This window comes from Streptomyces sp. PL-25 (assembly GCF_058344915.1).
Genome location: NZ_CP136997.1, coordinates 6,801,593 through 6,816,828 on the forward strand (window position 1 = coordinate 6,801,593; position 15,236 = coordinate 6,816,828).

Genomic DNA, 15,236 nt, shown 5'->3' on the forward strand with positions numbered 1-15,236 from the left:
ACTGATGTCCGACGACAAGAAGCTGCTCGACTACCTCAGGCGCGCCACCGCGGACCTCGGTGACGCCCGGAGGCAGCTGCGCGAGGCCGAGCGGGCCCGCCACGAACCGATCGCCATCGTCTCCATGGCCTGCCGCTATCCCGGCGGCGCCCACACGCCCGAACTGCTGTGGGATCTGGTCTCCCGGGGCACCGACGCGATCTCCGCCTGGCCGGTCAACCGCGGCTGGGACCTGGAGGCCCTCTACGACCCGGACCCCGAGCGGCCCGGCACCTCCTACACCCGGCACGGCGGCTTCCTCCACGACGCGGCCGACTTCGACGCGGAGTTCTTCGGCATCTCGCCCCGCGAGGCCCTGGCGACCGACCCCCAGCAGCGGCTGGCACTGGAGACCGCCTGGGAAGCCGTCGAGCGGGCCGCGATCGACCCCCGCACCTTGCGGCGCACCGGCACGGGTGTCTTCCTCGGGGCGATCGGCAACGGCTACGGCGCGGGCTCGCGCCACCTCCCCGACGTCCAGGGTCTGCTGGACACCGGGACCGCGAGCAGTGTGGTCTCCGGCCGGATCGCCTACACCCTGGGCCTGGAAGGGCCCGCGGTGACCGTGGACACGGCCTGCTCCTCGTCCCTGGTCGCCCTGCACCTGGCGATCAGGGCGCTGCGGGCGGGCGACTGCACGCTGGCCCTGGCCGGCGGGGTGTCGGTGATGGCGACCCCCGACGCGTTCGTGGCGTTCAGCCGCCAGCGCGCGCTGTCGGCCGACGGCCGCTGCAAGGCGTTCGGGGCCGACGCGGACGGCACCGGCTGGTCCGAGGGCGTCGGCGTCCTGCTGCTGGAGCGGCTGTCGGACGCCCGGCGCAACGGGCACCCGGTGCTGGCCGTCGTCCGCGGTTCGGCCACGAACCAGGACGGTGCGAGCAATGGCCTGACGGCGCCCAGCGGCCCGTCGCAGCGGCGGGTGATCCGTGCGGCGTTGGCGGACGCGGGGCTGACGGCGTCGGATGTGGACGTGGTGGAGGCGCACGGCACCGGCACCACCCTCGGCGATCCCATCGAGGCGCAGGCGCTGCTGGCCACGTACGGCCAGGACCGGCCCGCCGACCGGCCGTTGTGGCTGGGCTCGTTGAAGTCGAACATCGGCCACACCTCGGCGGCGGCCGGAGTGGGCGGCGTCATCAAGATGGTGCTGGCGATCGAGCACGGCGAACTGCCCAGGACCCTGCACGCGGACCGGCCGACGCCCATGGTGGACTGGTCGTCGGGGGCCGTGGAGATCCTCGACGAGGCCCGTGCGTGGGACGACACGGGTCGTCCGCGCCGGGCGGGTGTGTCCGCCTTCGGCGTCAGCGGCACCAACGCCCATCTGATCCTGGAACAGGCCCCGGCGGAGGAAGCCGAACCGGCGGCCGAACCCGCTGCCGACGGCGATGCGTATCCGCTGCCCTGGGTGCTGTCGGGGCGTACCGACGAGGCGCTGCGCGACCAGGCGGCCCGCCTGCTGGCACACCTGAACGCCGGCCCCGGACCCCTGCGGGCCGCCGACACCGGCCGCGCCCTCGCCCTCACGCGTACCGCCTTCGAGCGGCGGGCCGTGATCGTGGGAACCGACCAGGACCGGCTGATCGACGGCGTGAAAGCCCTGGCCGAGGGCCGGACGGTGCCGGGGCTGGTGCGGGGCGGCGGGGTGTCGTCGGGTCGTTCGGTGTTGGTGTTTCCGGGTCAGGGTTCGCAGTGGGTGGGGATGGCTGCGGGGCTGTTGGGTGAGTCGGGGGTGTTCGCGGGGCGGATGGCGGAGTGCGGGCGGGCTCTGGCGCCTTACGTCGACTGGTCGTTGGCTGACGCGCTGGGTTCGGAGCGGCTGCTGGCGCGGGTCGATGTGGTGCAGCCGGTGCTGTGGGCGGTGATGGTGTCGTTGGCGGAGGTGTGGCGTTCGTTCGGTGTGGTTCCTGACGCGGTGGTGGGTCACTCGCAAGGGGAGATTGCGGCTGCGTGTGTGGCGGGTGGGCTGAGTCTGGAGGACGGGGCGCGGGTGGTCGCGTTGCGTTCTCGTGCGGTGGGGGCGCTGGCGGGGCGTGGGGGCATGGCGTCGGTGCCGTTGCCGGTGGATCTGGTGCGGGAGCGCATCGCCCCGTGGGTGAGCCGGTTGTCGGTGGCGGCGGTCAACGGGCCTTCCTCGACGGTGGTTTCGGGTGACGCGGACGCGGTCTCGGCGTTGGTGGAGGGGTTGGTCGGGGAGGGTGTGCGTGCGCGGTTGATCGAGGTGGATTACGCGTCGCATTCCTCGCATGTGGAGGAGATCCGGGAGCGGTTGCTTGCTGATCTGGCGGGGGTTGCTCCTGTTTCGGGTGTGGTGCCGTTCTTCTCGACGGTGACGGGTGGCTGGCTGGACACGGGGTCTTTGGACGCCGGGTACTGGTTCCGGAATCTGCGGGAGACGGTGGAGTTCGGGCGGGCGACGGAGTCGCTGTTGGGGGAGGGTTTCCGGTTCTTCGTCGAGGCCAGCCCGCACCCCGTGCTCACCTTCGGTGTCCAGCAGACCGCCGACAAGGCCGACACCGCCGCCTCAGCGCAGGGCCCCGCCGTGGCCGTCGGCACGCTGCGGCGCGGCGAGGGCGGCCTCGACCGCTTCCTGACCTCCCTGGGAGAGGCCCACGCGGGCGGTCTGTCGCCCGACTGGGACCGGGTGTTCGCCGGACACCGGTCGGACGGTGTCTCCCTGCCCACCTACCCCTTCCAGCGCCGTTCGTACTGGCTGGAGGACACGGGCCCGGCGGCGGGCGGCCCGTCCGGGACGTCCTCGGAGGGCGACGACTTCTGGGACGCCCTGGGCGGCGGTGACCTGGACCGGTTCACCACGACCCTCGGGGTGGCGCCCGAGGACCCGCTGAACGTGGTGCTCCCCGCGCTCGCCGCCTGGCGCACCGAGCGCACCGAGCGTTCGGTGGTCGACTCCTGGCGCTACCGCGTGACCTGGCGGGCTCTGCCCGAAGGCCCCCCGGTCGCACTGGACGGCAACTGGCTCCTGCTGTCGTCGGACGGTCAGCCCGAGGACGCGGTGCGCCGGTCGGAGGCGACCGTCCACGTCATGGAGCAGGCCGGGGCCTCGGTGGTCCACGTACGGCTCACCGAGGCGGAGGCCGACCGCGCCGTGCTGGCCGACCGGATCCGCGCCACCCTCGGCGCGCTGCCCGGCCCGGTGACGGGAGTGCTGTCGCTGCTGGGCCTCGACGAGCGCCCGCACTCCGCGCACCCCTCCGTCCCGCTGGGCACCGCGCTCAACCTGGCCCTGGTGCAGTCCCTCGGCGACACCGGGACCGACGCGCCCCTGTGGTGGGCCACCCGGGGCGCGGTGTCGGCCGGGGACACGGACACCGGGAGTGCGGTCAGCGCCGCGCAGCATCTGCTCTGGGGGCTGGGCCGGGTCGCCGCGCTGGAGTTCCCGCAGCGCTGGGGCGGTCTGATCGACCTCCCGGAGGTCCTGGACACGGACACCGCCGCCCGGCTGTGCCGGGTGCTGGCGGGCGAGGCCGCGGACGAGGACCAGGTGGCCGTACGGGCCACCGGCTGCCACGGCCGGAGGCTGGTCCGGGCCGCCCTGGGCGACACTGCGCCGGGACGGAACTGGCGGCCCGGGGGCACCGTGCTGATCACCGGCGGTACCGGCGGGATCGGCGCGCAGATCGCGCGCTGGCTGGCCCGGCGGGGAGCCGGGCACCTGGTGCTGGTCAGCCGGCGCGGGGCGGACGCGCCGGGCGCGCCGGAGCTCTCCGCGGAACTGGCCGCCCTCGGCACCCGGACCACCCTGGCCTCGTGCGACGTCGCCGACCTGGAAGCCCTGCGCGCGCTGAAGGACGGCCTCGAACAGGACGGCCACCGGATCAGTACCGTCTTCCACGCCGCGGGTGCCGGGCTGCTGGTGCCGCTGCCCGCCACCGACGTGGACGAGTTCGCCGGCACCCTCCACGCCAAGACCGGCGGGGCCAGGAACCTGGACCTGCTCTTCGACCGGGACACGCTCGACGCGTTCGTGCTGTTCTCCTCCATCTCCGGGGTGTGGGGCAGCGCCGTCCACGGCGCCTACGCCGCCGCCAACGCCTATCTCGACGGCCTCGCCGAGGACCGCAGGAGCCGTGGCCTCGCCGCGACCTCCGTGGTGTGGGGGATCTGGGACCCCGAGGGCGGAGCCGGGATGGCGGCCGAACTGGTGGAGGAGAACCTGCGCGGCCACGGCGTGCTCTTCATGCCGCCCGCGGTCGCGCTCACCGGGCTCCAGCAGGTCCTGGACCACGACGAGACGGTGGTCGTGGTCGCCGACATCGACTGGGACAGCTTCGCGACGGTGTTCACCTCGGCGCGCCCGAGTCCGCTGATCGGTGAACTCCCCGAGGTGCGCGCCGCGCTGGCCGCCGAACCGGCGACCGCCGGGATCGGGGCCGAGGAGACGTCCTCGGCGCTGCGCGACCGGCTGCGGCCGCTCCCCGCGGCCGAACGGACCCGGGTGCTGGTCGACCTGGTCCGGACCCACGCGGCCGCCGTCCTCGGCCACGGCTCGCCGGACGCGGTCGCCCCCGGCCGTGCCTTCCGCGACCTGGGCTTCGACTCGCTGACCGCCGTGGACATGCGCAACCGGCTCAACACCGCCACCGGTCTGCGGCTCCCGGTCACCGTCGTCTTCGACTACGCGTCGGCGACCGCGCTCGCCCGGCACCTGGAGACCGGACTGCTGGGCGCCGCCGAGGAACCCGCCACCGTGCGGCGGCCCCCGGCGGCACCCGCCGCGGACGACGACCCCATCGTGATCGTCTCCATGAGCTGCCGCTACCCCGGCGGCGTACGGACCCCCGAGGACCTGTGGCGCCTGGTCGCCGACGGGCGCGACGCCGTCTCCGGGCTGCCGTCCGACCGGGGCTGGGACCTCGACGCGCTGTACGACGCGGACCCCGACCGGCCGGGCAGGAGCTACGCCGCCGCAGGGGGATTCATCCGGGACGCGGACCGGTTCGACCCCGGATTCTTCGGGATCTCACCGCGCGAGGCCCTGGCCATGGACCCGCAGCAGCGACTGCTGCTCGAAACCTCCTGGGAGGCGATCGAGCGCGCCGGTATCGACCCGGCGTCCCTGCACGGCACCCCGACCGGGGTCTTCGCCGGTGCCTCCTACCAAGGCTACGGCGGCACCCTGCGCGATGTCCCCGAAGAACTGGAGGGCCTGTTCATCGCGGGCATCTCCACCAGCGTCCTGTCCGGGAGGATCGCCTACCAACTCGGCCTCCAGGGGCCCGCCGTGACCGTGGACACGGCCTGCTCCTCGTCACTGGTCGCGGTCCACCTCGCCGCGCAGTCGCTGCGTTCGGGCGAATGCGCGCTGGCACTGGCGGGCGGCGCCACGGTGATGGGCACCCCGCTGTCGTTCACCGGCTTCAGCCGGCAGCGGGGGCTCGCCGAAGACGGGCGCTGCAAGTCCTTCGCCGCCTCGGCGGACGGCTTCGGCATGGCCGAGGGCGTGGGCCTGCTGGTCCTGGAACGCCTCTCGGACGCCCGCCGCAACGGCCACCCGGTGCTCGCGGTGGTGCGCGGCTCGGCGATCAACCAGGACGGCGCGAGCAACGGCCTGACCGCGCCCAGCGGCCTGGCCCAGCGCCGGGTCATCCGCGACGCGCTGGCGAACGCCCGGCTGACGGCCGCCGACGTGGACGCCGTCGAGGCGCACGGCACCGGCACCCGGCTGGGCGACCCGATCGAGGCCGACGCGCTGCTGGCCACCTACGGCCAGGACCGGTCGGCCGACCGGCCGTTGTGGCTGGGGTCGCTGAAGTCGAACATCGGGCACACCCAGGCCGCCGCCGGAGTGGGCGGCATCATCAAGATGGTGCTGGCCATGGGGCACGGCGAGCTGCCGCGGACCCTGCACATCGACCGGCCGTCCCCGAACGTCGACTGGACGGCGGGCGCCGTCGCGCTGCTGACCGAGGCCACCCCCTGGCCGCAGACCGGCCGGCCGCGCCGGGCCGGAGTGTCCTCGTTCGGGCTGAGCGGCACCAACGCCCATGTCGTCATCGAGCAGCCGCCCGCCGAGCCCGCACTCGCGCCGCCCGCCGTGCCGGCCGGGCCCGGACCCGCCGCCGTGTCCGAGGCGCCCGCCGAACCCGCCGCCGTGTCCGAGGCGCCCGCCGAACCCGCCGCCGTGTCCGAGGCGCCCGCCGGACCCGCGCTCCCCGCCGGCTCGTCCGCCGGGTCCGGTGCGCCGGACGCGGGCGCCGCGCGGGCCGCCGTGCCGTGGGTCCTGTCCGGGCGGACCGCCGAGGCGGTGCGGGCCCAGGCGGAGCGGCTGCACACGTACCTGACGGAGCATCCGGAGCTGTCGTGCGCCGACGTCGGCTACTCCCTGTCCACCACCAGGACCGCCTTCGAGCACCGCGCGGCCGTCGTCGGTGACGACCGCGCGGCCCTGCTGGGCGGCCTGGCCGCGCTGGCCGCGGGAGAGCGCGCACCCGGCCTCGTCGAAGGCACCGTCGCCCGGTCGGCCAGGACCGTCTTCGTCTTCCCCGGCCAGGGATCCCAGTGGGCCGGCATGGCCCGGGAACTGCTCGACCACGCCCCGGCCTTCGCCGACCGGATCGCGGCCTGTGAACGCGCCCTCGCCCCGCACCTGGACTGGTCGCCGCTCGCGGTCCTGCGGGAGGAGCCCGACGCGCCCCCGCTGGACCGGGTGGACGTGGTGCAGCCGGTGCTGTTCGCCGTGATGGTGTCGCTGGCCGAGCTGTGGCGGGCGCACGGGATCGTCCCCGACGCGGTGGTCGGCCACTCCCAGGGGGAGATCGCCGCCGCCTGCGTGGCCGGCGCGCTCTCGCTGGAGGACGCGGCCCGGATCGTCGCCCTGCGCAGCCGGGCCCTGCTGGCCCTGACCGGCCGCGGCGGCATGCTGTTCGTGCCGCAGCCGGCCGCAGCCGTACGCGAAGCCCTGTCCGCCCACGCCGGGGCACTCGACGTCGCCGCGGTCAACGGCCCGGCATCGGTGACGGTCTCCGGCGACCCGGCGGCACTGGAACGGCTGCGCGAGCGGTACGCCGAAGCGGGCGTCCTGACCTGGCCGGTCCCCGGCGTGGACTTCGCCGGCCACTCGCCCCAGGTGGAGGAGTTGCGGGAGGAACTGCTCACCCTCCTCGGCGGCACCGCGCCGCGGACGTCCCGCATCCCGTTCTACTCCACGGTCAGCGGCGGCCCCCTGGACACCCTGGGGCTGGACGCCGCCTACTGGTACGAGAACCTGCGCCGGCCCGTGGAGTTCGCACGGGCGGTCGACGCGCTCATCGCCGACGGACACCACACCTTCGTCGAGTGCAGCACCCACCCCGCGCTGACCGTCTGGCTCCAGCAGGCCGTCGAAGCGGCCGGGGCCGGGGACGGAGCCGTCGTCGGCACCCTGCGGCGCGCCGAGGGCGGCCCCGGCCGCTTCCTCGCCGCGCTCGCCGAACTCCAGGTACACGGACTGCCGGTGGACTGGGACACGGTGTTCGCCGGCACCGGCGCGCGCAAGCGGCCCCTGCCCACGTACGCCTTCCAGCAGCAGCGCTACTGGCTGGACGCCACCCCCGCACCCGACCGGCCCGCCACCGCCCTGACCGGCAACGGCACCGGCCCGGCCGACTCCGGCTTCTGGGCAGCCGTCGACCACGGGGACCTGGACGCCCTCGCCACCACCCTGCGGGTCGAGGACGGGGAACTGAAAGCCTCCCTCGCCTCCCTGGTGCCCACCCTCGCCGCGTGGGCGCGCGGCCGGGCCGACGACCGGATTGCCGACAGCTGGCGCTACCGGGTCGCCTGGAAGCCCCTGCCGGCACCCGAGCGGCCCCGGCTCACCGGCGGCTGGCTCGTCGTCGCCCCGGCCGGCGCCGCCGCCGACCCGGCCGTCGCGTTCGCCATGGACTCCCTGCGGGGACACGGCGCCGCCCCCGTCCTGGTCGAGGCGGGCCCCGACGCGACCGACCGGACCCGGTTCGCCGCACTGCTCCGCGACGCCCACGGCCACACCGACGGGGCGCCCGCCGGGTTCCTGTCGCTGCTCGCCCTGGCCGAAGAACCCCACGGCGGCGGATCGGCGCTTCCCCGCGGCCTCGCCCTGACGGTCGCACTCCTCCAGGCCCTGGGTGACCTCGGCACCGACGCCCCGCTCTGGTGCGCCACCCGAGGCGCGGTGTCGGTCGGCCGCTCCGACCGGATCGACAGCGCGCTCCAGGCCCTGGTCTGGGGCCTCGGCGGGGTCGCCGGCGTGGAGTACCCGCAGCGCTGGGCGGGTCTGATCGACCTGCCGCGACGGCTCGACGAGCGGGCCGCGACCCGGCTCGCCGAAGCGCTGACGAGCCCCGGCGGTGAGGACCAGCTGGCGGTACGCGCCACCGGCCTCTACGGCCGCAGGATCGTCCACGCCGGTCTCGGCGACACGCCCCCCGTGCGCGACTGGACCCCCGAGGGCACGGTCCTGATCACCGGCGGCACCGGCGGCCTCGGCGCCCAGATCGCCCGCTGGCTCGCCCGCACCGGCACCGCGCACCTGCTGCTCACCAGCCGGCGCGGCGCACAGGCCCCGGGAGCCGACGCCCTGCTGGCCGAACTGCGCGGGCTCGGCGCCGCCACCGCGGTGGCCTGCGACGTCGCCGACCGCGACGCACTGGCGGAACTGCTCGCCGGCATTCCGGCCGAGCGCCCGCTGCGCGCCGTGCTGCACACCGCGGGCGTTCTCGACGACGGGGTGATCGACTCGGTCACCCCCGAACGCGCGGCCGGGGTCCTGCGCCCCAAGCTCGACGGCGCGCGCAACCTGGACGAGCTCACCCGGGAACTCGACCTCACCGCCTTCGTGCTGTTCTCCTCGCTCGCCGGCACGCTCGGCGGCACCGGCCAGGGCAGCTACGCCGCCGCCAACGCCTACCTCGACGCGCTCGCCCGGCAGCGCCGCGACCTCGGACTGCCCGGCACGTCCGTGGCCTGGGGCCTGTGGGGCGGCGACAGCCTCGCCTCCGGAGCGGTCGCCGAACGGCTGATCCGCGACGGCCTGCCCGCCATGGACCCCGCCGCGGCCACGGCCGCGCTGCGCCAGGCGCTCGACCACGACGACACGGCCGTCCTCGTCGCCGACTTCGCCTGGGACCGCTTCACCCGGGCGTACACCGCGCTCCGGCCCAGCCCCGCCCTCGGGGACCTGCCCGAGGTGCGGGACGTACTCGCCGCCCCGGGCGGCCCCCGGAGCACGGCCGACGGCGCCGAGCCGCCGGCCCTGCGGCTGGCCGCACTGCCCCCGGCGGAACGCGACCGGGCGCTGCTGGACCTGGTCCGCCGCGAGGTCGCCGCCGTGCTCGGCCACCCCGGGCCCGAGGCGGTGGGACCCGACCAGGCGTTCAAGGACATCGGCTTCGACTCGATGACCGCCGTCGAACTGCGCAACCGGCTCGCCGCGGCCACCGGCCTGCGCCTGTCGGTGACCCTGGCCTTCGACTACCCCACGGCCACGGACCTCGCCGGACACCTGCGCACCGAACTGCCGGGGGCGCCCGCCACGCGGACGTCCGACGCTCCCGCGCGGGCGTCAGCGGCCGTCGCGGTGCCCGAGGACGAGGCGATCGCCGTGGTCGCCATGAGCTGCCGCTACCCCGGCGGCGTCAGCACCCCCGAGGAGCTGTGGGAACTCGTCGCGGGCGGACGGGACGCGATCACCGGCTTCCCCACCGGACGGGGCTGGGACCTGGACGGCCTCTACGACCCGGACCCGGACCGGACCGGCCGCACCTACGCGCGCGAAGGCGGCTTCCTCCACGACGCCGACCGCTTCGACCCGGCCTTCTTCGGGATCTCCCCGCGTGAGGCGCTGACCATCGACCCCCAGCAGCGGCTGCTGCTGGAACTCTCCTGGGAGGCGTTCGAGCGGGCCGGCATCGACCCGCTGTCGCTCAAGGGCAGCGCGAGCGGCGTCTTCGTCGGATGCAGCCACCACGACTACGGGTCGCGCGTCACCGAACCCTCCGAGGAGTTCGAGGGCTATCTCGGCGTCGGCAGCGCGGGCAGTGTGGCGTCCGGGCGGATCTCCTACACCCTCGGTCTCGAAGGGCCCGCGGTGACCGTCGACACGGCGTGCTCCTCGTCGCTGGTCGCGGTCCATCTCGCGGCCCGGTCGCTGCGGTCCGGCGAATGCTCGCTGGCGCTCGCCGGCGGGGTGACCGTGATGTCGACACCGGGCGCGTTCGTGGAGTTCAGCCGGCAACGGGTGCTTGCCGAGGACGGACGCTGCAAACCGTTCGCCGCCGCCGCCGACGGCACCTCCTGGGCCGAGGGCGCCGGACTGCTCGTCCTGGAACGCCTCTCGGACGCCCGGCGCAACGGCCACCCGGTGCTCGCCCTCGTACGCGGCTCCGCCGTCAACCAGGACGGCGCGAGCAACGGCCTGACCGCCCCCAACGGACCCTCCCAGCAGCGGGTCATCCGGGCGGCCCTCGCCGACGCCGGACTGACGGGGGCCGAGGTCGACGCCGTGGAGGGACACGGCACCGGGACCCGGCTGGGCGACCCGATCGAGGCCCAGGCACTCCTGGCCACCTACGGCCGGGAACGCGACGGACGGCAGCCGCTGTGGCTGGGGTCGCTGAAGTCGAACATCGGGCACAGCCAGGCGGCCGCCGGAGTCGCGGGCATCATCAAGATGGTGCAGGCCATGCGGCACGGGGCGCTGCCGCGCACCCTGCACGTAGATGCGCCGACACCCCACGTGGACTGGTCGGCCGGAGCGGTCCGGCTGCTCACCGACGACACCCCGTGGCCGGAGACCGGGCGCCCCCGGCGGGCCGCCGTGTCGTCGTTCGGCGTCAGCGGCACCAACGCCCACACCATCCTCGAACAGCCCACCGAACCGGTCCGGGCCGCCGGCCCCGCGCCGGCCCCGGCGACCACCCCCGCCGCGCCCGCCCTGCCCTGGCTGCTCTCCGCCCGCGGCGCGGACGCGCTGCGCGAGCAGGCCGCCCGGCTGCTGCGGCACGTGGAGCACGACCCGGGCCTCACCGTCGCGGACGTGGGCCGCTCCCTGGCGCTGAACCGCAGCGCCTTCGAGCACCGGGCCGCCCTCACCGGCACGGACCGGCAGACCCTGCTCCAGGGGCTCACCGCCCTCGCCGCGGGCGAGCCGTCGCCGGACGTGGTGAGCGGTGTCACCGGCCCTGCCGCGAAGACCGCCTTCCTCTTCCCCGGCCAGGGCAGCCAGCGCACCGGCATGGGCGCCGGACTGTACGCGCGGTTCCCGGTCTTCGCCGACGCCTTCGACGCGGTCTGCGCGGAACTCGACCCGCTGCTCGACCGCCCGCTGCGGGAGGTGATCGACGCGGGCCCCGGCGACCGGGGCCACGGCCTGCTGGACCGCACCGAATACGCCCAGCCCGCCCTGTTCGCCCTGGGCGTCGCACTGTTCCGGCTCGTCGAGCACTGGGGGTGTGCGTCCCGACCGGCTGCTCGGCCACTCCGTGGGAGAGCTGGCCGCCGCCCATGTCGCCGGCGTGTTCGCCCTGCCCGACGCCGCGGAGCTGGTCGTCGCGCGCGGACGGCTGATGCAGGCCCTCCCGGCGGGCGGCGCGATGGCCGCCCTCGCCGCCGGGGAGGAGGAGGTGCTGCCGCTGCTCGCGGGCCGCGAGAGCGCCGTCGGCCTCGCCGCGGTCAACGGCCCGGCCGCGACCGTGATCTCCGGCGACGCGGCGGCGGTGGACGAGATCGCCGCCGTACTGGCCGCGCGCGGGCGCAAGACCCGTCGGCTGCGCGTCTCCCACGCCTTCCACTCGCCGCTGATGGAGCCCATGCTCGCCGAGTTCCGCGAGGTCGCGGCGCGGATCGTCCCGGGGGGAGGCCACCGTCCCCGTCATCTCCGCCCTGACGGGCGAGCCGGCCGCCGCCGGGCAGCTCGGCTCACCGGACCACTGGGTGGAGCACGTGCGCGGCACCGTCCGCTTCCAGGACGCCGTACGCCACCTCGAACGCGACGGCGTCACCGCGTTCCTGGAACTCGGACCCGACGGCGCGCTCACCGCCCTGGGCCAGGACTGCCTGCCCGGCGCCACCGGAGGCAGCGGCACCGACGCCGACAGCCCCCTGCTGCTGCCGCTGCTGCGCAAGGACCGGCCCGAAGCGCCCACGGCGACGGCCGCCCTGGCCCGGCTGCACATCGCGGGCGTCCCCGTGGACTGGAACGCCGTCCACCGCGGCGGCCCGTCCCGCTCCACCGTCGACCTGCCGACCTACGCCTTCCAGCGCGGCAGCTACTGGCTGGAGGCCGGCCCGGCCACCGCGGACCTGCCCGCGGCCGGACTCCGCAGGGTCGACCACCCGCTGCTCGGCGCCGGAACGGAACTCGCGGACTGTGACGGCTTCCTGTTCACCGGCAGGTTCTCGGTCCGCAGCCACCCCTGGCTGGCCGACCACGGCGTCTACGACGGCGTGCTGTTCCCCGCCACCGCGTTCCTGGAACTCGCGGTCCGCGCGGGCGACCAGGTCGGCTGCGACCAGGTCGAGGAACTGACCCTGGAGGCACCGCTGGTGCTCCCGGCGGGCGGAGCCGTCGCACTCCAGCTCACCGTCGGAAGCCCGGACGCCTCCGGCACCCGCCCGCTGACCGTCCACGCGCGGGCCGCCGACGACGGCCCCGACGCCCCCTGGACCCGGCACGCGAGCGGCCTGCTCACCTCCGCCGAGGACCCCGGCCCGGCGGACCCGGCCGAACCGGCGGACCCCGCGGCCTGGCCGCCGCCCGGTGCCGTCCCCCTCGACACGGAAGGCGTGTACGACCGCTTCGCGGACGGCGGATTCGCCTACGGCCCCGCGTTCCAGGGCCTGCGCGCGGCCTGGCGGCTCGGCGACGAGGTGTACGCGGTCGCGAGCCTGCCCCAGGAGCAGCAGCAGGCCGCCGCCGCGTTCGGCCTGCATCCGGCCCTGCTGGACGCCGCCCTGCACGCGCTGGTGTTCGACGTACTGGAAGGACCCGCGCAGGGCTGGCTGCCGTTCTCCTGGAACGGGGTGCGCCTGCACGCCTCCGGCGCCACCGAGCTCCGGCTGCGGCTCACCCCCACCGGCCGCGACGCCGTCGCCGTACGGGCGACCGACGCCACCGGACGGCCGGTGCTCTCGGCCCGCTCCCTCGTCCTGCGGCCCGTCTCGCCCGGCCGCTTCCGGGCCGCTCGCACCGGACACCACGAAGAACTCTTCCGCCCCGAGTGGCAGGCCCTGCCCGAGCGCGCCGGGACGGCGGCGGGCACCGTCTCCGGACCGGATTCCTGGACCGTGCTCGGCACCGGGAACCCCCTGCCGCCCGGCGCCGCGCCGCTCCCCGGCCGTACGGTCACCGACCTCGCCGCGCTGTCCGCGCTGCTCGACGCGGGGGCCCCGCCGCCCCGGCTGGTCCTGGCCCCCTGCCCGCCCGCCCCCGCCTCGTACACCACGCCCGGCGCCCTCCGCGAAGCGGTCCACGACGGCCTCGGCACCGTCCTCGCCCTGCTGCGCGACTGGCTGGCCGACGAGCGCCTGACCGGCTCCCGGCTGGTCCTGGTCACCGCGGGCGCGGTGCCGGTGACCGGCGACGACGTCCCGGACCCGGCCCAGGCCGCGCTCTGGGGGCCTGGGCCGCTCGGCGCAGACCGAGAACCCCGACCGCTTCGTCCTGCTGGACCTCGACGCCCACGACGCCCACGAGATCCCGCCCGCCGTACTCGCCGAAGCCCTCGCGTCCGGGGAACCCCAGCTCGCGATCCGCGCCGGGGCCGTCCACATCGCCCGGCTGGCCCGCGTACCGCTGGCCGCCACCGCCCGCACCCCCGGCTGGGACGGCGACGGAACCGTCCTGATCACCGGCGGCACCGGCGCCATCGGCGCCCACGTCGCCCGCCACCTGGCCGCCGAGCACGGCGTCCGGCACCTGCTGCTGACCAGCCGCAGCGGCCCCGCCGCCGACGGCGCGGCGGAACTCCTCGCCGACCTCGCCGCCGTGGGCGCGCACGCCGAGATCACCGCCTGCGACGCCGCCGACCGCGACGCCCTGGCGGCCCTGCTGGCCGCCCTGCCTCCCGCTCACCCCCTGACCGGGGTGGTGCACGCCGCGGGCGTCCTGGCCGACGGCGTCGTCGCCACCATGACGCCCGAGCAACTGGACCTCGTCCTGCGCCCCAAGGTGGACGCCGCGATCAACCTGCACGAACTCACCGCCGGCCTGGACCTGTCCGAGTTCGTGCTGTTCTCGTCCATCGCCGGAGTCTTCGGCGGCATGGGCCAGGGCAACTACGCCGCCGCCAACGCCTTCCTGGACGCACTGGCCCACCGGCGCCGCGCCGACGGACTGCCCGGCCGCTCCCTCGCCTGGGGCCTGTGGGCCAACAGCACCGGGATGACCGGCGGGCTCACGGAGGCGGACCTGCGACGCATCGCCCGGGGCGGGATCGTCGCCTTCGAACCGGCCCGGGGACTGGCGCTGTTCGACACGGCCGGCACCCTCGACGAGCCGGTCGTCCTCCCGCTGCGGCTCGACACCGCGGCCGTCCACGCCCAGGCCGCCACCGGCGGCGTCCCCGCCGTGCTGCGCGGCCTGGTGCGCCCCGCCGTCCGGCGCGTCGCCGCGGGCCCCGCCGCCGGCACCGGCTCCGACGGGCCCGAAGCGCTGAAGCGTCGCCTCGGCCCCCTCGACGACACCCGGCGCGCCCGGGTCCTCCTCGACCTGGTCCGCTCCCACGCCGCCCTGGTCCTCGGCCACAGCGGCCCGGCCGCGATCGAGCCCGGCCGCGGTCTGCTGGAGGTCGGTTTCGACTCGCTGACCGCGGTGGAACTGCGCAACCGGCTGCGCGCCGCCACCGGCCACCCCCTGCCGGCCACCCTGCTCTTCGACCACCCCACCCCGGCCGCGATCGCCGCCCACCTCGCCGCCGAACTGGCCCCCGGGACCGGGCCGGGCCCGATCCCCGGCCTCGCCGAACTGGACCGCCTCGAAGGCGCCCTCGACGGCGGTGTCGACGACCCGGCGGACCGCGAACGGCTCGCCGGCCGGCTCCGGGAACTCCTGGGGCGCCTCGACGCGGCGGCCACCGCGGCCGACGGCGACGGCACGGCGGCCGGCTCCCTCGAGGACCGCATGGACGGCGCCAGCGACGACGAACTCTTCGACCTCATCGACAACGAGCTCGGTCTGTCATGACACCGACCCGACACGCGAACCAGGACGGCGGCTC

The 15,236-nt window shown here is 76.0% G+C and carries 1 pseudogene; it reads left to right on the plus strand.

Features of this window, described 5'->3' with window-relative positions:
• Position 1 precedes the first annotated feature (1 nt).
• Positions 2-15,202 (plus strand): annotated as a pseudogene (locus R4Z62_RS30200) (type I polyketide synthase).
• Positions 15,203-15,236: the final 34 nt, after the last annotated feature.